Origin of the sequence: Acidovorax sp. M2(2025) (assembly GCF_049330835.1) — a bacterium.
Classification (GTDB): domain Bacteria; phylum Pseudomonadota; class Gammaproteobacteria; order Burkholderiales; family Burkholderiaceae_C; genus Acidovorax.
Genome location: NZ_CP186262.1, coordinates 1,803,876 through 1,825,278 on the forward strand (window position 1 = coordinate 1,803,876; position 21,403 = coordinate 1,825,278).

Below are 21,403 nucleotides of genomic sequence, written 5' to 3' on the forward strand. Positions count from 1 at the left end.
TCCAGCGAGGGAGTGGAAGAGCAACTCTCGACAGTGCTTTGCCGAAGAGCAGGGCCGCAAGATCGCAAGTGAGGGGGGTCGCACTGACTCCGACGAGTTGCCGGGAGGAAGCGCCTTGCTGGACATTGAAGTTATCTGCAGGAAAAGATTCTTGCAATATATAAATGTCCGCATTTGGGCCGTGCGGCCTGTTGCATGGGACTCTCGCAATTCGGTCCGATGCGCGGTCGCTGTCGCTGCGGGCGCAGGGGTTTTTGAAGGTAAGGAACGCGCGCATGCACCGGTGGATCGGTGGTTTCGGGCATAAGAATATTGTGCAGATGGGGTTGTAGCGCTTGGAGGATAAGTGCAAGCAGCTATCAAATTGATAGCCGCTTGTGGCGTGTGCGGATGCGAGGTGCGTGGTGGCTGCGGGCGGCCCTCCTCATCCACCCCACACCCGCTCCACCACCTGGGCGTACACGGGGATGCCCAGCACGATATTGAGCGGGAACGTCACCCCCAGCGACAGGCTTACGTACAGCGACGGATGGGCTTCCGGAATGGCATACCGCACCACGGCCGGCACAGCGATGTAGGACGCGCTGGCTGCCAGCACCATCAGCAGCACGGCATCGCCGGCGGGCACCTGCAGCAGCCAGGCCAAGCCCAGGGCCAGCGTGGCGTGGCTGATGGGGCCCAGCACGGCATACGCCAGCAGCCAGGGCGACTGCTGCCGCACCGCGGGCAGGTTGCGAGCGGTGGCCAGGCCCATGTCCAGCAGGAACAGGCACAGCATGCCTTTGAACAGGTCGCCCGAGAACGGCTGCATGGCCGCCTTGCCCGCGTCGCCCGTGGCCATGCCGATCACCATCGCGCCCAACAGCAGCAGCTGCGTTCCGTCGGTGAAGGATTCGTGCAGGATCTTGCCCATCGACAAAGGCTGCCCGCCGTGGTCCGCCCGGTGCGGGGCGGCAGTGCCCAAGCCCGGCGCGCCCAGCAGGGCTGCGCCGCTGCCTGCCACCCCCACCACGGTCGCCGGGTGGGCGGCTGCGGCCTGTTGCTGCCGCAATGCGTTGGCCAGCAGCACGGCCAGGATGATGGCGGGGGATTCCATCAAGGCCATGGCTGCGGCCATGTAACCGCCGTAGGCGATGTGCTGGGCTTCCAGGTACTGCGTTGCGGTGACGAACGTGACGGCGCTGACCGAGCCGTAGGTGGCCGCCACGGCCGCGGCGTTGAAGCCTGAGAGCATGCGGCGCAGCACGGCAAACCCCGCCAGCGGCACCACCACCGCCAGCAGCACCGCCAGCCCCAGGCTGCTGGCGACGCTGGCCGTGAACCCCGAGGCCGCCAGCGCGAAGCCCCCCTTCAGCCCCAGTGCCATCAACAGGTAGATCGACAGGAACCGGGAAATGGCGGAGGGCATTTCCAGGTTCGAACGCACCACCCCCGCAAACACGCCCAGGGCAAAAAACAGGATCGCCGGGTCCAGCAGACTTTGCATGGCTCTTCTTTCTACTCCGCAACTGCGTCAACTTGTTTGGAGAAGCCATGGTAGGCATCCAAGGCGCGCAAGTAAAATCGATTCGAACAGGGCAATGCATAGATAAAAACCTATGAACATCACCTTTCGCCAGCTGCGCCTCTTTCTGGCGCTGGCCGAAACCGGCAGCGTCAGTGCGGCGGCCCGGGTCATGCATGTCACGCAGCCCACGGCATCCATGCAGTTGCGCGAGGTGACGCAGGCCGTGGGCCTGCCGCTGTACGAAGTGGTGTCGCGCCGCGTGCACCTCACGCAGGCTGGGCACGCCCTGGCCAGCACGGCACGCGCCATCGCAGGCGAGTGGGACGCGTTCGAGCAGCGTGTCGCCGGCGCCAAGGGCCTGACCAGCGGGCGCCTGAAGGTCGCGGTGGTCAGCACCGCCAAGTACTTTGTGCCGCGCCTCCTGGGCAGCTTCTGCAAGCTGCATCCGCAGATCGACATCTCGCTGGAAGTGCTCAACCGCGACCACGTCATCACGCGGCTGCGCGCCAACCTGGACGACCTCTATGTCATGTCCATGCCGCCCGGCGACCTGCCGCTGGAAGACCACATCCTCATGCCCAATCCGCTGGTCGTCATTGCGCCCGCCGGGCATCCCTTGGCGCTCAAAAAACGCGTCAGGCTGGAGCAATTGCAGGGCGAGCGCTTCCTCCTGCGCGAAAAGGGCTCGGGCACGCGCATGGCCACCGACGCGCACTTGCGCCAGCGGGGCTTTGCCCCGGGCGCCGTGCTGGAGCTGGGCAGCAACGAGGCCATCAAGGAGTCGGTGGAGGGCCAGCTGGGCGTTTCCGTCCTCTCGCGCCACAGCCTCGGCCCCCGACACGAGGGCCTGGCCATCCTCAATGTGCAGGGCTTTCCCATCCGGTCGCATTGGCACCTGGTCTGGCCCAAGGGCAAGCAGCTGTCGCCGATTGCGGAGGTGTTCCGCGCGCACCTGGTGGCGCAGGCGCAGGGCTGGGCCCCCAGGGACTAGAAGCCTGTCGGGCTTGGAAATCGTCGGCTGCAAATTTGCGCCCCCACGGGCGGCGGCACGCCGCGTCTTGCGCTAACGCAACCTCGCCGCGCAGGCGCTGGCTTTCTTCAGCCTTTCTTCATCTTGGACTTCTACCGTCCGGACTGTCCGCGAGCGAGTCGACCTGTCGTCGACGGCGCGTGATGTTCAAAGGAGACTCAGATGGGGAAACGTACTGCCGCGATGGCGATCCTCGCCGTGCTGCCGCTGGCCACGGTGCCGGTGGCCCAGGCCCAGGTCGCCCAGCCTGGCCGCCTGCTGGCGTCCAACTGCTTTCAGTGCCATGGCACCAATGGCAAGGGGCCGGGCTTTGACAGCCTGGCGGGCAAATCCACCGACGAAATCTACAAAGACCTCAAGCAGTTCCAGTCGGGAAAAGAGAGCAACGGAATCATGGCGCGACATGCCATGGCGTACACCGATGAGCAGCTCCGGCTGATCTCGGCGTGGTTTGCAGCGCAGAAATGAACACAAGGGGAACACGATGAAACGACGCAATTTCCTGAACGCGACGGCCGCCAGTGTCGCGGCCGGCATGCTGGCGGGCTGCGGTGGCGGCGGTTCGGCCGAAGCGGACCCGCAAGGGGTTGGTTCGGATGCGGGCCACGATGCTCCTGGATCGCCGGGGTCTCCCGGGTCGCCGGTGACCGTGCCCAACGGGCCCGTCAAATCCCGGGTGATCGTGGTGGGTGGCGGCATGGGCGGCGCGACAGTGGCCAAGTACCTGCGCCTGTGGGGCGACGGGATCGAGGTCACCTTGGTGGAGCGGGCCAGTTCGTACACCTCGAACATCATGAGCAGCCTGGTGTTGACCGGCCAGCGCACCCTGGCCAGCCAGGACTTCAGGTACGACACCCTGATCAGCAAATACGGCGTGAAGGTGGTGCTGGGCGATGTGGTCCAGATCGACCCCGTGGGCGTGAAGGTGACGCTGAGCACGGGCACGGTGCTGGCGGCGGACCGCATCGTGCTGTCGCCGGGGATCGACTTTGACGATGTGCCGGGGATGGCGGGCTCGAACAAGATGCCCCACGCCTGGAGTGCCGGCCCGCAGACGGCCTTGCTGGCCAGCCAGCTGGCGAGCCTGCCCAGCAACGGCACGGTCATCCTCACCATTCCGCAGGTGCCGTACCGCTGCCCGCCGGGGCCTTACGAGCGTGCGTGCCTGCTGGCCGACTGGCTCAAGGCCCGCCACCCGGGCGGCAAGCTGGTGGTGCTGGATGCCAACCCCGATTTCGTGACCGAGAAGGACAACTTCTCCAGCGCATTCTTCGGGCTGCATGCCGGCGTGATCGAGTACGTCAACAACGCCAGCGTCACCCAGGTGGACCCCGCCAGCATGCAGGTGAGCACCACGCAGGGCGTGTTCCGGGGGGATGTGGTCAACCTCATTCCGCGCCAGAGGGCGGGCAAGCTGATTGTCGGCAGCGGCCTGGCCAACGCCACCGAGGGGCGCTTTGCCGGGGTCAACGTGCTCAGCTATGCCAGCACGGTGGCCGGCGCGGACAAGGTGCACGTCATTGGCGACAGCAGTGCCACCACGCAGCCCAAGGCCGGCCACATCGCCAACCAGGAGGCCAAGGTGTGCGCCGATGCAATCAGCCGCCTGCTGTCGGGCCTGGCGCCCGACCCTGCGCCGGTCACCAATTCGGCCTGCTACTCGACCATCACCATGAGCCAGGCGTCGTGGTTGACGGCGGCATTCCAGTACGACGCCGCGACGCAGGCGATGAAGGTGGTTCCGGCGTCGTCGGCGGCGTCGGTCGGCTGGAACCAGCGCAACTTCGGCGAGATGTCCACCTGGTTCAAGGCGCTGATGGCGGATTCGTTCGCCTGATCCATCGTGCCGGCCGGCACGCCATCGCGGCCCCATGGCACGCCTCACCGCCTGGGCACTCTTCGCACCGCAGCAGTCGCCATGGCAGGGGATTGCACCGCGGGCCGGGGCTGCGGCAGGTCGCGGTCCAACAGGCAGTCGATGAAAGCGCTCAACGCGGGGGATGGGTGGCGGCGGTTCGAGTAGTACAGGAACAGGCCGTGCTTTGCCACCGACCAGTCGGCGAGCACCGGCACCAGCAGCCCCTGGTCGATGGACTCGTCCACCCGCGCGCGGTCGAACGCATACGCAATGCCCAGCCCCTGCAACGCCGCGGCCACGCCGATGTCCGAGTGGTTGGTGACCAGCGGCCCTTGCGCGGCAACCTCTAACCGCTTTCCTTTCTTTGCGAACTCCCAGCGGTAGGTACGCCCGTCCACCTGAAGCCGCCAGTTGATGCAGGCATGGCCGTGCAGGTCGGCCGGCGACTGCGGCGTGCCGTGCCGTGCCAGGTAGCCGGGCGATGCCACGGCGACCATCTTCACGTCCGGGGTCAGGCGCACGGCAATCATGTCTTTTTCCAGCCGGCCACCCACGCGAATGCCGGCATCGAAGCGGCCCGCGACGATGTCGCTGAGCCCGTCGTCCACCACGATGTCCAGCGCCACGTCCGGGTGCGCCTGGTGAAAGCGGCCCAGCCGCGGTGCGACGACCTGCGTGGCCGCCATGGCCAGCGTGTTGATGCGCAGCGTCCCGCCCATCTGGCCTGCCGCCGCACTGGCCTCGGCCACCGCGTCGGCCATGTCGCGGAACAGTGGCGCGATGCGTGCGTACAGCTGCGCCCCCGTCGCCGTGGGCGCCACGCTGCGGGTGGTGCGGCTCAGCAGCCGCGCGCCCGGCCGGGCTTCGAGCTGGCGATTCGTCTGGCTCAGCGCAGAGGGCGACAGGCCCAAGTGTTCCGCGGCGCGCGCAAAGCTGGATCTAAACCAGCCATCCCGAAGAGACGCGTCCTTGGCGAACTGTGCCTTGGCATAGTGCACAGCGGGACCACCTTGGTGCCCTTGGCGCGCGCCCACTGCACCAGTGCGCCCAGCAACTCGCGCCCGACACCTTGCCCGCTGAGTGATGGTCCACCTCGGTGTGGTCCACGATGACCATCGCCCTGTTGGTGCGGCTGAGGTCATTTCGGCAAGGCGCTGACCGCCGTTTTCTACGTAGAAGGCGCCTTTGGCGCCTTGTTCCTGGTGCCGGACAGCGTGTGGCATGGCACTGCGCGGCGAATAGGGCAGAGGGGGTGGCGCTGGAGTATGGCTCAGCAGCTTATGTCCCCCGCTGCTTGTTGGGGTGGTTGCTTGCCCATGCGCTTCGAGCCCAAGGCAGCCTTTCCCTGCTATTCGTCGCCAAATGCCTTGGACAAAAACTCTGCCGTGGCGCGGACGCGGGCGGTGCGCTGCAGGTCGGGGTGCATGACTTGCCAGACCTCGTAGTCGGTGGCGCGGCGGCGTTGGGGCCAAATGCGGACCAGGCCTTCGCGCTCGCCCATCCACACCGGCATCTCACCCAGGCCAATGCCCGCTGCCACCGCCTTGCGCACCAGCAGGCTGGAGCGCACGGCCATGGCGATGCGGGCCTGGCGGGCGGGCACGCCGGCCATGGTGAGAAACGGGCTTTGCTCCAGGTAGGGGCCGTAGGCCACCAGGTGGTGGCCGCGCAGCTCGTCGTCGGGCACGGGGTCGCCAAAGCGTTCGATATAGCCTGCGCTGGCAAACAGGCCCACCGGCCAGGTCGCCACGCGGCGCACGACCAGGTCGGGCGTCTCCGGGCGGACGTTGCGAAACGCGATGTCCACCTGCCTGCGGCTGAGGCTGAGCAACTGGGTGGAGACCTCCAGGTCCACACGGATGTGGGGCCAGTGTTGCTGCAGCCGCTCGATGGCGGGCAGGAGCAGGTCGATGGCGATGGAGTCGGTGCTGGTGACGCGCACGATGCCGCCGGGGTTTTCGTCCTGGCCTTCGATTTTGGTGCGCAGGTCGAGGGCTGCGCTTTCCATGCGGCGGGCGGCTGCCAGGGCCGTTTCGCCCGCCGGCGTGAGCAGGTATCCATCTTTGGCGCGCAGGAACAGCTTGGCGCCCAGCTCGGCCTCCAGTGCATTCAGCCGCCGCCCCACGGTGGCCTGGTCGACGCCCAGGCTGCGCGCAGCGGCGCGCAAGGAGGCGGCTCTTGTCAGCGCGAGAAAGACGCGGGTGTCGTCCCAGTTCATCGTGGTTTTTCTCGGGGGTAGTGATGCAATTTTGCATCACAACACAGCGAAATTGCTGCGTTTGAATGGTGTGTTGGCGCTGTAACCTTGCAGGCCTGAGCGACATTTTTGAGGACCGCAACCCATGCCCACCGCTTTGAGTGAACAACATCCCGCCACGGTGCCAACCGCCGTACCGCCCACCATGCAGGCCGTCGTGTTCGACGACTTCGGCGGGCCTGAGGTGCTGGTGGCCCGCGAGGTGCCGACCCCCGAGGGGCGCCCGCACGATCTGCTGGTGCGCAACGCCTCCATCGGCGTGAACCGCGCTGACCTGTTGCACCGCAAGGGGGCCTATGGCCGCGCGTACTTTGGCGATGCGGACACCATGGGGCTGGAGATTGCGGGCACGGTGGCCGCGGTGGGCCCGCTGGTGCACGGCTTTGCCGTGGGCGACCGTGTGATGGGCATTGTGGGCGGCGGGGCCTACGCCGAGCTGTCGCGCATGGACCACCGCATGGCCATGCACGTGCCGATGGGCCTGGATCTTGTGGCCGCGGGTGCGGTGGCGGAGGTGTTTGTGACCGCGCACGAGGCGCTGTTCCATCTGGCCAACCTGCAGGCGGGCGAGTCGGTGCTGGTCCACGCGGCCGCAGGCGGCGTGGGCTCGGCGGCGGTGCAACTGGCGAAAGCGGCGGGTGCCCGGGTGTTTGCCACGGCAAGCGGTGACAAGCGCGATGCCGTGCTGGGCTTTGGCGCGGATGTGTTCATCGACTACCGCAGCGAGGACTTTGCGGCCGTGGTGGCGCAAGCGACGGACGGCAAGGGCGTGGACGTGGTGATCGACTTCATCGGCGGGCCCTACCTGGAGCGCAACGTGCGGTCGTTGGCTGTGGGCGGACGCATGGTGGCCGTGGGCTTGCTGGGTGGCGCGCAAGGCGCCGCGTTGCCGATGGACGCCGTGCTGTACCGCCATCTGCAGATCTTTGGCACGGTGATGAAGTCGCGCGCGCCCGAGGTCAAGCAGGGCATGGTGCAGCGCTTTGCCGCGCGGTGGCTGCCCGCGCTGGCGGCCGGTGCGATCCGGCCGGTGATTGACAGCACTTACCCGTTGGCAGACGCCGCGCAGGCCCACCGTCGCATGGAGTCTGGCGCCAACGTCGGCAAGATTCTGCTGCTGCCCGGGGCGGCGTAAGGAGCGCAGAAGTTCCGCTGCGGTGGGGGCATGCGCCCGCGCAGGCCCAACACCGCGTCAGCCCGGCGCTCGGGCCGCGCCCGCTGTCTGTCGGCAACCTGCAAACATGTCCAGCTCCGGGTTGTAGGCGCTGGTCTTCACGTCCATCAGCCCCAGCACGGAGTGGAAGTAGTGGTCGTGCGTGATGCGCCGCTCGGCCAGGTCGCGCTGCAGGCAGTCGGTGGGCGTGCCGGCGCGTGCCTGCATGCCGGACGACAGCCAGGTGATCCAGGGCACGTGCTTTTGCACGTCGGGCGCAACGCTGTAGGGCAGGCCGTGCAGGTACAGGTTGTTCTCGCCCAGGGATTCGCCGTGGTCTGCTACATAAATCATAGCTGCCTGCGCTTTACCCTCTTGCGTTGCGAGCCATTGGAGCACGGAGTCCAGAAAAACGTCGGTTTCGACGATGCTGTTGTCGTAGGCGTTCACCACCTGCTGGCGGTCGCACTCCTGCAGGGCGTTGGAGGTGCATTCGGGCAGGAACTTCTTGTGCTCGGCGGCCGAGCGCTTGGAGTACGCCGGGCCGTGGCTGCCCATCTGGTGCATCACCACCACGGTGCCGCGCTGGCGCTGTTCGGCGGGCAGCGCGGCGATGCGAGCGTCCAGGTCCTTGAGCATGATGCGGTCCAGGCATTCGCCAGGGGTCGGGCACAGGGCGGGGTCGTCCAGCTTGCCGGTGATGGTTTCGCCCACCCGGTCGCACACGCCTTTGCAGCCGGACTGGTTGTCCAGCCACAGCACGGCCAGGCCGGCATGGTGGAGCACGTCGATCAGGCTTTCGTAGTTGGCGGGGCGCCCCTCGTAGCCCGTGCGCCCCAGGTGCGAGAACATGCACGGCACCGAGGACGCGGTGCTGGTGCCGCACGACCAGGCGTTGCGGGCGCTGGCCAGGTCCTTGCGGGCCGAGAGCCGCGGGGTGGTGTCGCGCTCGTAGCCGTTGAGGCCGAAGTTGCCGCTGCGCCCCGTCTCGCCCAGCACCAGCACCAGCAGCGGGGGTTGGGCCTGGCCGGCATAGCTGGCGCCCAGCTGCGCGTCGCGGCCCAGCGGCAGCAGCTTGCTGGTGTCCATGCGCAGGGGCTTGGTGGCGATGTTGCCCAGCGCGTACACGCTGTTGAGCGGGTTGATGAGGTAGCGCAGCCGGGTGTGGTTGCGCATGGTGGAGGCGAAGTCCTGGAACACCAGCAGCAGGCTCACCACGATGACGACGACGCTGCCCACCAGCAGCAGGCCGTTGTGCGCCACATGCCGCAACGCGCCCAGGCGCTGCACGGGCCGGCGGTAGAGCCACAGCAGGGGCGGCACGGCCAGGGCGCCCACGGTGGCGGCCATGCGCCAGTTGAGCAGGTCGCCGGCCTCGCGCACGTCGGTCTGCAGCACGTTCGTCAGCATGCTGGCGTCGATGGCAATGCCGTAGGCCAGCATGAAGTACGCGCCGAAGGCGGCCATCACCACCAGCACGGCCGCGGCGGGCTTGAGCGTCCAGCGCCAGGCCAGCAGGCTCAGCAGCGCCGCATTGCCCGCCGCGACGATGAGCGCGAAGGCCAGGGCAAAGCCCCAGCCGCGCAGGCTGCCCTGGCCGGGCAGCTGGGCCACTTCGCGCCACAGCGGCACATTGCAGGCGGTGGCCAGCCAGGCGCTGATGAGCACCACCACCCACGCAGGGTGCAGGTGGCGGGAGGCGTCGGGGGTGGCAGGAGAGGGGGGGGCGCCCGCGGGGAGCGGGCGCGCGCGCAGCAGGCGCTGCAGAAACAAAGGCATGGACCGACTGTCGGTGATGAGGCTTAAGGCGGAATTAACCTGCGCGGTGTCGGGTTTAGCGGCCCAGGGCTTTCGCGTGGTGGCGCAGGTGGTCGGCCATGAAGGTCTGCACGAAATAGTAGCCGTGGTCATAGCCCGCGTGGCGGCGCAGCGTCAGGGGCTGGCCCAGGGCGGCGCAGGCTTCTTCCAGCAGGTGCGGGTGCAGCTGGTCGGGCAGGAATTTGTCGGCCAGGCCCTGGTCGATGAGGATGCCGGCCGGGTAGGGCGCCACGGGCTGGTGCTGCATGAGCACGGTGGCATCGTGCTCGATCCAGGCCGTGCGGTCCGCGCCCAGGTAGCCGGTGAAGGCTTTTTCACCCCACGGGCACCGGGTGGGAGCGCAGATGGGCGCAAAGGCCGAGAGCGACTGGAACCGGCCCGGGTGGCGCAGCGCCAGGGTGAGGGCGCCATGCCCGCCCATCGAGTGGCCGGTGATGCCCAGCCGGTGGCCGTCGATGGGCAGCTGCGCGGCCACCTGGGGCAGCAGTTCGTTCAGCAGGTAGCTTTCCATGCGCCAGTGGCGCGCCCAGGGCTGCTGTGTGGCATCCAGGTAAAAGCCTGCGCCCACGCCAAAGTCCCAGCTGTCGGCCTCGCCGGGTACATTGGCGCCGCGCGGGCTGGTGTCGGGCGCGATGAGCGCCAGGCCCAGCTCGGCCGCCACACGCTGGGCGCCGGCCTTGACCACGAAGGTCTCCTCCGTGCAGGTCAGCCCCGCCAGGTACAGCACCGCGGGCACCGGGCCGTGCTGCGCCTGGGGCGGCAGGTACACCGCAAACTTCATCGGCAGGCCGATGGTGGTGGAAGCGTGCTGGTAAAAGCGCTGCTCGCCGCCAAAGCAGGCGTGGCTGCCCAGGAGTTCAAACGGGGTGGACATGGCGACACCGATCCAGACAAGAGTGAAGGGGAAGATGGAGGGGGTGGGGGGCGAACGAATGCTCTTCTTTTGATAGCTACTAGCGCTTGATGCACATCGTTTTCAAAACGTTTTCTATTTGAAAGCAAGAAGAATCAAGCGCTGGCAGCTATGCTTTTTGATGCTGCATGCGCCTCGGCGAGGTCAGGCTGCGTACTTGACCACGGAGCGAATGGACTTGCCCTCGTGCATCAGGTCAAAGGCGTGGTTGATGTCCGTGAGGCCCATGGTGTGCGTCACGAAGGGCGCCAGCTGGATCTTGCCGGCCATGGCGTCTTCCACCATGCCGGGTAGCTCGCTGCGGCCCTTGACGCCGCCGAACGCCGTGCCCAGCCACTTGCGGCCGGTGACGAGCTGGAAGGGGCGGGTGCTGATCTCCTGCCCCGCGCCGGCCACGCCGATGATCACGCTCTGGCCCCAGCCGCGGTGGGCGCATTCCAGCGCGGCCCGCATCACGTTGACGTTGCCGATGCACTCGAAGCTGTGGTCCACGCCCCAGCCGGTCATCTCGACGATCACCTGCTGGATGGGCTTGTCGTGGTCCTTGGGGTTCACGCAGTCGGTCGCGCCGAACACCCGGGCCAGGTCGAACTTGGCGGGGTTGGTGTCGATGGCGATGATGCGCCCGGCCTTGGCCAGCTGGGCGCCCTGGATCACCGCCAGGCCGATGCCGCCCAGGCCGAACACGGCCACGGTGTCGCCTTCTTGCACCTTGGCGGTGTTCTTCACGGCGCCCAGGCCCGTGGTCACGCCGCAGCCCAGCAGGCACACCTGCTCGGGGTTGGCGTCGGGGTGGATCTTGGCCAGCGACACCTCGGCCACCACGGTGTATTCGCTGAAGGTGCTGCAGCCCATGTAGTGGTAGATGGGCTGGCCGTTGTAGCTGAAGCGGGTGGTGCCGTCGGGCATCACGCCCTTGCCCTGCGTGGCGCGCACGGCCACGCACAGGTTGGTCTTGCCGCTCTTGCAGAACAGGCACTCGCCGCATTCGGCGGTGTACAGCGGGATCACGTGGTCGCCGGGCTTCACGCTGGTCACGCCTTCGCCCACCTCCACCACGATGCCCGCGCCTTCATGGCCCAGCACCACGGGGAACAGGCCTTCGGGGTCGTCACCGCTGAGCGTGAAGGCGTCGGTGTGGCACACGCCGGTGTCGGTGATCTTGATGAGCACTTCGCCTTTCTTCGGCGGGGCGACGTCGATTTCGACGATCTGCAGGGGCTCTCCGGCTTTGAAGGCGACGGCGGCGCGGGATTTCATGGGGTGGTCCTTTCAGTCAATCGGTGGGTCGGCAGGAGCGTCTATTTGAGATACGAGCGCAGCAGCGCCAGGGTTTCGTCGATGGCGGCCTGCGAGGGCGCTGGCTGGGCGGCCAGTGTCTCGCGCACGTGGCTGTCCAGCAGGTCGGCCATCAGCCCGTGCACCGCGCCGCGCAGGGCGGCCAGCTGTTGCAGGATGGGGGCGCAGTCGCTGCCCGCCTCGACGGCGCGCTCCAGCGCCTCGGCCTGGCCCTTGATGCGGCGCAGGCGCGTGATGGCGCGTTGCTTGTCTTCGGCAGTGTGGGGCATGGGAAGAGGGCGAAGCCCGTGCGGGCGGCTGGTACTGGGTGCCAGTATAGCGAAGTCGTGCGCTTTACCTATGCGCTGGCGGCGCATAAACCATGCTTACTAGGGGGGAGTACAGGCTGGTAGGGCCTTTTTGCCGTCCGCCGGGCTGCATGAAAAAAGCCCGCAGGCGGGGCCTGCGGGCTTTCGGGAGGGTGGGCGGGTGGCGAGCGGCGCGAACGCCGTCCACCGGCCTGCGCAATCAGCGCTTGGCCAGCGGGGGCACGTCGCGGCGTTCGGAGCCGCTGAACAGCTGGCGGGGGCGGCCGATCTTGTACTCGGGGTCGCCGATCATTTCGTTCAGCTGGGCGATCCAGCCCACGGTGCGGGCCAGCGCGAAGATGCCGGTGAACAGGTTCACCGGGATGCCGATGGCGCGCTGCACGATGCCGGAGTAGAAGTCCACGTTGGGGTAGAGCTTGCGGGAGACGAAGTATTCGTCTTCCAGGGCGATCTTCTCCAGTTCCTTGGCCAGCTTGAACAGCGGGTCGTTTTCCAGGCCCAGCTCGGCCAGCACTTCATTGCAAGTCTCTTGCATGAGCTTGGCGCGGGGGTCGTAGTTCTTGTACACGCGGTGGCCAAAGCCCATCAGCTTGACGCCGGAGTTCTTGTCCTTGACCTGCTTGATGAACTCGCCGATCTTCTCCACGCCGCCTTGGGCCTGGATGTCGTGCAGCATGTTCAGGGCCGCTTCGTTGGCGCCGCCGTGGGCAGGGCCCCACAGGCAGGCCACGCCGGCTGCGATGGCAGCAAACGGGTTGGTGCCCGACGAGCCGCACAGGCGCACGGTGGAGGTGGATGCGTTCTGCTCGTGGTCGGCGTGCAGGATGAAGATGCGGTCCAGCGCGCGTTCCAGCACGGGGTTGACCTTGTACTCTTCGCAGGGCGTGCCGAACATCATGCGCAGGAAGTTGCCGGCGTAGCTCAGGTGGTTCTGCGGGTACATGTAGGGCTGGCCCATGCCGTACTTGTAGGCCATGGCGACCAGCGTGGGCATCTTGGCGATCAGGCGGATGGCGGCGATCTCGCGGTGCTGCGGATTGTTGATGTCCGTGCTGTCGTGGTAGAAGGCCGACAGCGCGCCGACCAGGCCGGTCAGCACGGCCATGGGGTGCGCGTCACGGCGGAAGCCGCGCAGGAAGAACTGCATCTGCTCGTTGACCATGGTGTGGTTGGTCACGAGCTTGTGGAAGTCGGTGCGCTGGCCGTCGTTGGGCAGCTCTCCGTTGAGCAGCAGGTAGCAGGTGTCCAGGTAGTCGCACTGCGTGGCCAGTTGCTCGATGGGGTAGCCGCGGTACAGCAGCTCGCCCTTGTCGCCGTCGATGTAGGTGATGGCGGACTGGGTGGCTGCCGTCGACAGGAAGCCCGGATCGTAGGTGAACATGCCCGTCTGCGCATACAGCTTGCGGATGTCGATGACGTCCGGACCGATGCTGCCCTGATAGACCGGCAGGTCCACGCTGGGGCTGCCGTTACTGAACGACAGGGTGGCTTTGTTGTCAGCTAGCTTCATTGTTACTTTCCTTGGGTAGGTTGCCGATGTGAATCCGGTCTGGGGCGCGGGTCGCTGGGGGGCGTCAGGCGGGCAGGGGAGGCGCGCCGGCGCAATCTCTGAGCATGTCGAGCACTTCGTGGGCCTCTTCCGAGCCTTGGTCGCCGGTGGGCTCGCGCCGCCGCAGCAACAGGTCCAGAAGGTCGTTGTCCGCCAGGTCCATCAGGCTGCGCAGCCCTTGCGCATGGCGCTGGGTCAGCGTGGACTCGAAGCGGGCGAAGAACCGTTCGATGAACAGATCGTTCTCCAGCAGGCCGCGCCGGCAGCGCCAGCGCAGCTTGCTCAGCTCCCGCTCGTCCAGCAGCGGCAAGGCCGCCGCCAGCGGCGTAGCGGGAGAGGGAGTGGAAAGAGGGGCTTGCATGGCCGTCCTGCCGTTGCGGGCCTGATCTGGGTCAGATGGCGCGGCGCACCATCAGTTCCTTGATCTTGCCAATCGCCATCGTGGGGTTCAGGCCCTTGGGGCACACGTCCACGCAGTTCATGATGGTGTGGCAGCGGAACAGGCGGTACGGGTCTTCCAGGTTGTCCAGGCGCGCACCCGTTGCGTCATCGCGGCTGTCGGCGATGAAGCGGTAGGCCTGCAGCAGGCCGGCGGGGCCTACGAACTTGTCGGGGTTCCACCAGAAACTGGGGCAGCTAGTGGAGCAGCTGGCGCACAGGATGCACTCGTACAGGCCGTTGAGTTCCTCGCGCTCTTCGGGCGACTGCAGGCGCTCGCGCTCGGGGGCCAGGCTCTCGTTGATGAGGTACGGCTTGATGGAGTTGTACTGCTTGAAGAACTGCGTCATGTCCACGATCAGGTCGCGGATCACCGGCAGGCCGGGCAGCGGCTTGAGCACGATGGTGCCCGGCAGGGTGTTCATGTTGGTCAGGCAGGCCAGGCCGTTCTTGCCATTGATGTTCATGGCATCGGAGCCACAAACCCCTTCGCGGCAGGAGCGGCGGAAGGACAGCGAGGGGTCTTGTTCCTTGAGCTTGACCAGGGCGTCCAGCAGCATGCGCTCGTGGCCGTCGAGCTGGATCTCCACGGTCTGCATGTAGGGCTTGGCGTCCTTGTCCGGGTCGTAGCGGTAGATTTGGAATGTGCGCTTTTGCATGTTTCGTCTCTCGTGGGGCTACTGGTTAGAACGTGCGGACCTTGGGAGGCACGCTGTCCACCGTCAGGGGCTTGAGGTTGACCGGCTTGTAATCCAGGCGGTTGCCTTCGCTGTACCACAGGGTGTGCTTCATCCACTCCTTGTCGTTGCGGCCCAGCGGGAATTCCGGGTGGTCGGCGGGGTGCTCGTAGTCGTACACTGTGTGGGCGCCGCGGCATTCCTTGCGGGCGGCGGCGGACACCATCGTGGCCTGGGCCACTTCGATCAGGTTGTCCACTTCCAGCGCCTCGATGCGGGCCGTGTTGAACACCTTGGACTTGTCCTTGAGCGTCACGCCCGCCACGCTGGCGCGGATGTCGGCGATCTTCTTCACGCCTTCGTCCATGCCGGCCTGGGTGCGGAATACGCCAGCGTGTTGCTGCATGGCTGCGCGGATGTTGCCCGCCACGTGCTGCGCGTACAGGCCGTCGGTGGACTTGTCGAGCTGGTTCAGGCGCTCCAGCGTGCGGTCGGCCGCGTCCTTGGGCAGGGGCTTGTGCTCCTTGTTCTTGTTGTTGAACTCGACGATGTGGCGGCCGGCGGCCTTGCCGAACACCAGCAGGTCCAGCAGCGAGTTGGTGCCCAGGCGGTTGGCGCCGTGCACCGACACGCAGGCGCATTCGCCCACGGCGTACAGGCCATTGACCACTTCGTTGTGGATGCCATTGGCCTGGCGCACCACTTGGCCGTTGATGTTGGTGGGCACGCCACCCATCTGGTAGTGGATGGTGGGCACCACGGGAATCGGTTCCTTGGTGATGTCCACGTTGGCGAAGTTGACGCCGATCTCGTACACCGAGGGCAGGCGCTTGTGGATGGTTTCCGCGCCCAGGTGGTCGAGCTTGAGCAGCACGTAGTCCTTGTTGGGGCCGCAGCCACGGCCTTCCTTGATTTCCTGGTCCATCGAGCGCGACACGAAGTCGCGGGGTGCCAGATCCTTCAGCGTGGGCGCATAGCGCTCCATGAAGCGTTCGCCATTGCTGTTGAGCAGGATGGCGCCTTCGCCGCGGCAGCCTTCGGTCAGCAGCACGCCCGCGCCGGCCACGCCGGTGGGGTGGAACTGCCAGAACTCCATGTCCTGCAGCGCGATGCCGGCACGTGCGGCCATGCCCAGGCCGTCACCGGTGTTGATGAAGGCGTTGGTCGATGCGGCGAAGATGCGGCCGGCACCGCCGGTGGCCAGCAGCACGGTCTTGGCTTCCAGGATGTACAGGTCGCCGGTTTCCATTTCCAGCGCGGTGACGCCGACCACGTCGCCGTCGGCGTCGCGGATCAGGTCCAGGGCCATCCACTCCACGAAGAAGTTGGTCTTGGCCTTCACGTTCTGCTGGTACAGCGTGTGCAGCATGGCGTGGCCGGTGCGGTCGGCCGCGGCGCAGGCGCGCTGCACGGGCTTTTCACCGTAGTTGGCGGTGTGGCCGCCGAAGGGGCGCTGGTAGATGGTGCCGTCGGGGTTGCGGTCGAACGGCATGCCGAAGTGTTCCAGCTCGTACACGACCTTCGGTGCTTCGCGGCACATGAACTCGATGGCGTCCTGGTCGCCCAGCCAGTCGGAGCCCTTGATGGTGTCGTAGAAGTGGTAGTGCCAGTTGTCCTCGGACATGTTGCCCAGCGAGGCGCTCACGCCGCCCTGTGCGGCGACGGTGTGCGAGCGGGTGGGGAACACCTTGGACAGCGAGGCCACGTTCAGGCCAGCGCGGGAGAGTTCCAGGGCGGCCCGCATGCCGGAGCCGCCTGCGCCGACGATGACAACGTCGAACTTGCGCTTGGTGATGTTAGCGTTGGTGTAGCTCATTGTTTTATGCCTTCAGTCGCGGGGATCAATCAGAGACGCCACAGAACCTGGATACCCCAGCCGGCACAGCCGACCAGCCAGACGATGGTGAATACCTGCAGCAGCAGGCGCACGCCCACGGGCTTGATGTAGTCCATGAAGATGTCGCGCATGCCCACCCACACGTGCCACGCCAGGGCCACGATGACGGAGAAGGTCAGCACCTTCATCCACTGGGCGGAAAAAATACCGGACCACAGGTCGTAGCCGACCGGGCCTTTGGTGAAGATGACCTGTGCCAGCACCACCAGGGTGAACAGGGCCATCAGGCCTGCCGTGACGCGCTGGCTGAGCCAGTCGCGCAGGCCGTAGTGGGCGCCGACGACGACGCGCTTGGAACCGTAATTGACGGACATGGATGTTTTCCTCTCATTCGGCAGCGCGGCGCCGCGGCGCGCGCGCTGGGGTGTTGTGGATGGGGTTCAGTACAGGCCGAACAGCTTGGCGCCCAGCACCAGTGCCAGGGTGATGCTCACCACCAGCACGAACAGGGCGGAGGTCTTGCCGAATTCCTTGGTCACCGCGCTGTGGCTCACATCCATCCACAGATGGCGCAGGCCGGCGATGGCGTGGTGCAGATAGGCCCAGATGAGTGCCAGCGCCACGAGCTTGAGGAACCAGCCGGGCACGAAGCCCAGGCCGGCGTTGAAGGCCGCCTTGAAGCGGCCAAACGAGATCTCGGACGACACCGACGTGTCGAACATCCAGATGATGAACGGCAGCAGCAGGAACATGATCAGCCCGCTGACGCGGTGCAGGATCGACACCCACCCCGCAGCAGGAAGACGGTAGGTGGGCAGGTCCTTGAAGGCATGAATGTTGCGGAATTCAGGCCGCTTTTTGGCGAGTTCGGTCATGTGTGTGCTTTCGTGGATGTAACTGCTTTGTAATTTCGCGAAGACAAAGAACGCAAAATTCTATTGCAATGCAACACGCGGCACTTTGCTGCAAAGCGAAAGCTCCACGTTTGCGCTGGGTTGCCAGCATGGTGTCAGCTCAGTTCGTTACGGTAATGGTGGGTGTCGGTGAGGTACAGGCCGCGCCGTAACTCCATGGGAACGTCGTTGTAGGTGTAGGCGATGCGCTCCACGCTCAGCAAGGGGGTGGCCGCAGGCACCTGCAGCAGTGCGGCCTGTTCCGCGTCGGGCAGCACGGCACGTATTTTCTCTTCGGCGCGCACCATGCGCACGCCGAAATCCAGTTCGAACATGGCGTAGGTAGGGCCTTGGTAGTTGGCCATCTGCTCCGCCGTCAGCCCCTTGAAGGCCTGGCCCGGCAGCCAGATGTCCTCCAGGATGGTGGGAATGCCGGCAAACGAAAGCACCCGCCGCGCCTGCATCACCGGGTCGCCGCTGCGCAGCGCCAGCGCGCGCGCCACGTCGGCGCTGGCGCGCACGCGCCGGCAGTCCAGCACGCGCCGCTGCGCCGGGCCTTCCACGCGGGCGTCGCCCGTGTCGGGCATCAGCTTGAGGAAGCGGTACTGCACGTGCTGTTCGGCGTGGGTGGCCACGAAGGTCCCCTTGCCCTGGCGGCGCACCACCAGGTTTTCGGCCGCGAGCTCGTCGATCGCCTTGCGCACGGTGCCCTGGCTCACCCGAAACCGTGCGGCCAGCTCCATTTCGCTGGGAATCGACTCGCCCGGCTTCCACTCGCCCTGCTGCAGGCTCTGCAGGATCAGCCCCTTGATCTGCTGGTACAGCGGGCTGAATGCCGGCGTGCCGGGGCCCGCGCTGGCCGCAGACAGTGCGGGATGGTCGGGGGTGGGCGAGAGCGAGGGCATGGCAATCAGGAAATGGGAGGGCTGCGCACGGCGGAGGGGGCTTGCTCGGGTGCGCAATCATATCTTATATAAGACATAAGACAAATTGACCGGGGCTTGCAATCGGCGGTACACTCCAAGGCTGTTTTTGCGGGGCACGGGCTTCTGGTAACAGGCGCTGGTGCTTGCGTTGCACACACCTGTTTTCCTCACTTCCTGGAGTTTTTCACCATGAGCAAGAAGCCTGTTCGCGTCGCCGTCACCGGTGCCGCTGGTCAAATCGGTTACGCCCTGCTGTTCCGTATCGCCTCGGGCGAGATGCTGGGCAAGGACCAGCCGGTCATCCTGCAGCTGCTGGAAATCCCCGACGAGAAGGCCCAGAACGCGCTCAAGGGCGTGATCATGGAACTCGAAGACTGCGCCTTCCCCCTGCTGGCTGGCATCGAGGCCCACAGCGACCCCATGCAAGCCTTCAAGGACACCGACTACGCCCTGCTGGTCGGCGCCCGTCCCCGTGGCCCCGGCATGGAACGCGCCGACCTGCTGGCCGCCAACGCCCAGATCTTCACGGCCCAGGGCAAGGCCCTGAACGCCGTCGCCTCGCGCAATGTGAAGGTGCTGGTGGTGGGCAACCCTGCCAACACCAACGCCTACATCGCCATGAAGTCGGCCCCCGATCTGCCGGCCAAGAACTTCACCGCCATGCTGCGCCTGGACCACAACCGCGCTGCATCGCAGCTGGCCGCCAAGGCCGGCTTCAAGGTGGGCGACATCCGCAAGCTCACCGTGTGGGGCAACCACTCGCCCACGATGTACGCCGACTACCGCTTTGCCACTGTGGACGGCAAGTCCGTGAAGGGCACCATCAACGACCAGACCTGGAACAAGGACGTGTTCCTGCCCACCGTGGGCAAGCGCGGCGCGGCCATCATCGCGGCCCGCGGCCTGTCGTCGGCAGCCTCCGCCGCCAACGCCGCCATCGACCACATGCGCGACTGGGCCCTGGGCTCCAAGGGCGAATGGGTCACCATGGGTGTGCCCTCCAACGGTGAATACGGCATCCCCGCAGGCATCGTGTTCGGCTTCCCCGTGACCACCGAAAACGGCGAATACAAGATCGTCGAAGGCCTGGAAATCGATGCATTCAGCCAGGAGTGCATCAACAAGACGCTGGCCGAGCTGCAAGGCGAGCAAGACGGCGTCAAGCACCTGCTATAAGCCAGGGCCCACCATGCAGCCGACGCCACAGGCATCGGACCTCCGGGTCGCCGAAGCTTCCGCAGGGAAGCTGGGCGCTGCATCCTTCCCTGCGCCGCGCCATCCCCGCGATGTGCTGCTCGGCGCCCAGGCGCAAACCGGCTTTCTGCCGGTTTGCGACCATTACAGCGGCGTGGAAGCCCGCATGCGCAAGAGCCTGCAGCTGCAGGCCGAAATGGCGCAGGAATTCGGCACTTGCGTCTTTGACGTCACGCTGGACTGTGAAGACGGCGCGCCGGTCGGGCGCGAGGCCGACCACGCCCGGCTGGTCGCCAGCCTGGCGCTGGGCGCTGCCGCCGGAGCCCGCGTGGCGGCCCGGGTCCACGCGGTGGACCATCCCGCTTTCGCCAGTGACGTGGCCACCATCGCCGGCACCGCCGGCCACCGGCTGTGCCACCTCATGGTGCCCAAGGTGGAGTCGGTCGACGATGTGCTGACCGCCGAGCGGGCGCTGCAGCAGGCCGGCGCAGGGCAGCTGCCCCTGCATGTGCTGATCGAGTCGCCCGCCGCGGTGCACCGCGCTTTCGAGATCGCCGCGCATCCGCGCGTGCAGAGCCTGAGCTTCGGGCTCATGGATTTTGTGTCGGCCCACGGCGGCGCCATTCCGGCGTCCGGCATGGCGTCGGACGGGCAGTTCACGCACCCCCTGGTGGTGCGCGCCAAGCTGGAGATTGCAGCGGCCTGCCATGCCCACGGCAAGGTGCCCTCGCACTGCGTGGTGACGGAGTTCGCCGATACCGCGGCCCTGCAAGGCGCGGCCAGCCGGGCCTCCCGGGAGCTGGGATACACGCGCATGTGGAGCATCCATCCCGCGCAGATCCGCCCCATCCTGCAGGCGTTTGCGCCGCCCCAGGACGATATTGAAGATGCATCAAAAATAATAGCTGCCGCCGCTGATGCTGATTGGGCTCCCATCAGTTTTGACGGCGTGCTGCATGACCGTGCGAGTTACCGGTTCTACTGGCAGGTGCTCGAACGCGCCCACCGCACGGGGCGTGTACTTCCCCAGGCTGTGCGCCATTGGTTTGGCGCGTCGGCTCCCGTTCCGCAGTGAACTATCCTGACCTTTTTCCCGCAGGACCTCCCATGAAATCTCTCATCGCCTCCGCCCTCATGCTGCTGGCACCGGCCCTTGTTCTGGCGCAAACACCTGCCAAGCCCGAGACCAAGGCCGCCGCCAAGCCGGCCGCGAAGCATGCTGCCAAGTCCGAAGCCAAGACGGCCAAGTCCTCCGACAAGGCGGCTTCGTCCAAGAAGACCACCGTGGCCAAGGCCAAGCCCGAAGGCACCAGCAGCCGCACGCAGCTCAAGAGTGCCACCAACCAGGTGGCCTCCGGGATCATCGCCGCCGAAGCGGCGCTCTCGCCCGAGGAACTGGCCATTGCCGAGCGCGTGCATGTCGGCCGCATCCCTTGCGAGCTGGGCGCGTTCGTCACTGTCACGGCCGACCCCGCCACACCGGGCCACTTCCACGTGGAGGGCAAGGGTTTCAAGTACTTCATGGCGCCCGTGGCCACGACGACCGGCACGGTGCGGCTGGAAGACCAGAAGGGTGGCGCGGTCTGGCTGCAGATCGCCAACAAGTCCATGCTGATGAACCAGAAGCTGGGCCAGCGCCTGGCGGACGAATGCATGAGCCCGCAGCAGTTGGTGGTGGCCGAGGCCATCAAGAAGAACCCGCCCGTGAGCGTGCTGGAGCCCATTTCCAAGTAAGGCTGAAGCCGG

Annotated in this window: 21 protein-coding genes; 7 read left to right on the top strand and 14 right to left on the bottom strand. The window is 66.5% G+C overall.

The features are described 5' to 3' along the window. Window positions 1-424 precede the first annotated feature (424 nt). Window positions 425-1,486: a sodium-dependent bicarbonate transport family permease gene (locus tag ACOYR3_RS08250; RefSeq protein WP_422845965.1), complete on the bottom strand. Its 1,062-nt coding sequence runs from the start codon at window positions 1,484-1,486 to the stop codon at window positions 425-427. 112 nt (window positions 1,487-1,598) lie between these two features. Between ACOYR3_RS08250 and ACOYR3_RS08255 the strand changes: the two genes are divergently transcribed. From ACOYR3_RS08255 to ACOYR3_RS08265, 3 genes are all read left to right on the top strand, one after another. After that, window positions 1,599-2,498, top strand: a complete 900-nt coding sequence (locus ACOYR3_RS08255; RefSeq protein WP_422845966.1) for a LysR family transcriptional regulator — start codon at window positions 1,599-1,601, stop codon at window positions 2,496-2,498. Window positions 2,499-2,699: 201 nt separating this feature from the next. After that, window positions 2,700-3,005: a c-type cytochrome gene (locus tag ACOYR3_RS08260; protein ID WP_422845967.1), complete on the top strand. Its 306-nt coding sequence runs from the start codon at window positions 2,700-2,702 to the stop codon at window positions 3,003-3,005. Between the two features lie 16 nt (window positions 3,006-3,021). Beyond that, entirely contained in the window at window positions 3,022-4,374 is a 1,353-nt protein-coding gene (locus tag ACOYR3_RS08265) for an FAD-dependent oxidoreductase (RefSeq protein WP_422845968.1), read from the top strand. Between the two features lie 44 nt (window positions 4,375-4,418). On the opposite strand, the gene ACOYR3_RS08270 is transcribed toward ACOYR3_RS08265, so the two are convergent. Beyond that, on the bottom strand, window positions 4,419-5,393 hold the full coding sequence (locus tag ACOYR3_RS08270; protein WP_422845969.1) for a LysR family transcriptional regulator: 975 nt from the start codon (window positions 5,391-5,393) through the stop codon (window positions 4,419-4,421). A 350-nt stretch (window positions 5,394-5,743) separates the two neighbouring features. Then, window positions 5,744-6,613, bottom strand: a complete 870-nt coding sequence (locus tag ACOYR3_RS08275; protein WP_422845970.1) for a LysR family transcriptional regulator — start codon at window positions 6,611-6,613, stop codon at window positions 5,744-5,746. 184 nt (window positions 6,614-6,797) lie between these two features. On the opposite strand from ACOYR3_RS08275, the gene ACOYR3_RS08280 reads away from it, so the two are divergent. Then, the gene (locus ACOYR3_RS08280; RefSeq protein WP_422846552.1) at window positions 6,798-7,787 is read left to right on the top strand and encodes an NAD(P)H-quinone oxidoreductase; all 990 of its coding nucleotides are present in this window, start codon (window positions 6,798-6,800) and stop codon (window positions 7,785-7,787) included. 57 nt (window positions 7,788-7,844) lie between these two features. On the opposite strand, the gene ACOYR3_RS08285 is transcribed toward ACOYR3_RS08280, so the two are convergent. The 11 genes from ACOYR3_RS08285 to ACOYR3_RS08335 all read right to left on the bottom strand — a co-directional run bounded on the left by ACOYR3_RS08285 (window position 7,845) and on the right by ACOYR3_RS08335 (window position 18,442). Then, on the bottom strand, window positions 7,845-9,584 hold the full coding sequence (locus tag ACOYR3_RS08285; protein ID WP_422845971.1) for a phosphoethanolamine transferase: 1,740 nt from the start codon (window positions 9,582-9,584) through the stop codon (window positions 7,845-7,847). Window positions 9,585-9,639: 55 nt separating this feature from the next. Continuing rightward, window positions 9,640-10,497 carry an S-formylglutathione hydrolase gene (gene fghA, locus ACOYR3_RS08290; RefSeq protein ID WP_422845972.1) on the bottom strand — a complete coding sequence of 286 codons (858 nt, stop codon included), beginning with the start codon at window positions 10,495-10,497 and terminating at the stop codon, window positions 9,640-9,642. Between the two features lie 183 nt (window positions 10,498-10,680). Next, window positions 10,681-11,796: an S-(hydroxymethyl)glutathione dehydrogenase/class III alcohol dehydrogenase gene (locus ACOYR3_RS08295; RefSeq protein ID WP_422845973.1), complete on the bottom strand. Its 1,116-nt coding sequence runs from the start codon at window positions 11,794-11,796 to the stop codon at window positions 10,681-10,683. Between the two features lie 41 nt (window positions 11,797-11,837). Next, window positions 11,838-12,104 carry a metal-sensing transcriptional repressor gene (locus tag ACOYR3_RS08300; protein ID WP_422845974.1) on the bottom strand — a complete coding sequence of 89 codons (267 nt, stop codon included), beginning with the start codon at window positions 12,102-12,104 and terminating at the stop codon, window positions 11,838-11,840. Window positions 12,105-12,342: 238 nt separating this feature from the next. Next, a complete protein-coding gene (locus tag ACOYR3_RS08305) occupies window positions 12,343-13,653 on the bottom strand; it encodes a citrate synthase (RefSeq protein WP_291487504.1) in 1,311 nt (436 codons plus the stop codon). Between the two features lie 64 nt (window positions 13,654-13,717). Beyond that, window positions 13,718-14,053, bottom strand: a complete 336-nt coding sequence (locus ACOYR3_RS08310; protein WP_422845975.1) for a succinate dehydrogenase assembly factor 2 — start codon at window positions 14,051-14,053, stop codon at window positions 13,718-13,720. 31 nt (window positions 14,054-14,084) lie between these two features. After that, the gene (locus ACOYR3_RS08315) at window positions 14,085-14,789 is read right to left on the bottom strand and encodes a succinate dehydrogenase iron-sulfur subunit (protein ID WP_422845976.1); all 705 of its coding nucleotides are present in this window, start codon (window positions 14,787-14,789) and stop codon (window positions 14,085-14,087) included. A gap of 25 nt (window positions 14,790-14,814) precedes the next feature. Continuing rightward, the gene (gene sdhA / locus ACOYR3_RS08320) at window positions 14,815-16,623 is read right to left on the bottom strand and encodes a succinate dehydrogenase flavoprotein subunit (protein ID WP_422845977.1); all 1,809 of its coding nucleotides are present in this window, start codon (window positions 16,621-16,623) and stop codon (window positions 14,815-14,817) included. A 29-nt stretch (window positions 16,624-16,652) separates the two neighbouring features. Continuing rightward, window positions 16,653-17,018, bottom strand: coding sequence for a succinate dehydrogenase, hydrophobic membrane anchor protein (gene sdhD / locus ACOYR3_RS08325; protein ID WP_422845978.1), 366 nt, complete (start codon window positions 17,016-17,018; stop codon window positions 16,653-16,655). A 66-nt stretch (window positions 17,019-17,084) separates the two neighbouring features. After that, the gene (gene sdhC, locus ACOYR3_RS08330) at window positions 17,085-17,519 is read right to left on the bottom strand and encodes a succinate dehydrogenase, cytochrome b556 subunit (protein ID WP_422845979.1); all 435 of its coding nucleotides are present in this window, start codon (window positions 17,517-17,519) and stop codon (window positions 17,085-17,087) included. Window positions 17,520-17,653: 134 nt separating this feature from the next. After that, complete coding sequence (locus tag ACOYR3_RS08335) at window positions 17,654-18,442, bottom strand: GntR family transcriptional regulator (RefSeq protein ID WP_422845980.1); 789 nt, start codon at window positions 18,440-18,442, stop codon at window positions 17,654-17,656. Window positions 18,443-18,652: 210 nt separating this feature from the next. Here ACOYR3_RS08335 and ACOYR3_RS08340 point away from each other — a divergent pair, with 210 nt between their 5' ends. From ACOYR3_RS08340 to ACOYR3_RS08350, 3 genes are read left to right on the top strand one after another with little or no spacing between them, the layout of a single operon-like run. Further along, window positions 18,653-19,639: a malate dehydrogenase gene (locus tag ACOYR3_RS08340; protein ID WP_422845981.1), complete on the top strand. Its 987-nt coding sequence runs from the start codon at window positions 18,653-18,655 to the stop codon at window positions 19,637-19,639. 13 nt (window positions 19,640-19,652) lie between these two features. Next, complete coding sequence (locus ACOYR3_RS08345; RefSeq protein WP_422845982.1) at window positions 19,653-20,732, top strand: HpcH/HpaI aldolase/citrate lyase family protein; 1,080 nt, start codon at window positions 19,653-19,655, stop codon at window positions 20,730-20,732. A gap of 32 nt (window positions 20,733-20,764) precedes the next feature. After that, window positions 20,765-21,391, top strand: coding sequence for a hypothetical protein (locus ACOYR3_RS08350; protein WP_422845983.1), 627 nt, complete (start codon window positions 20,765-20,767; stop codon window positions 21,389-21,391). Window positions 21,392-21,403: the final 12 nt, after the last annotated feature.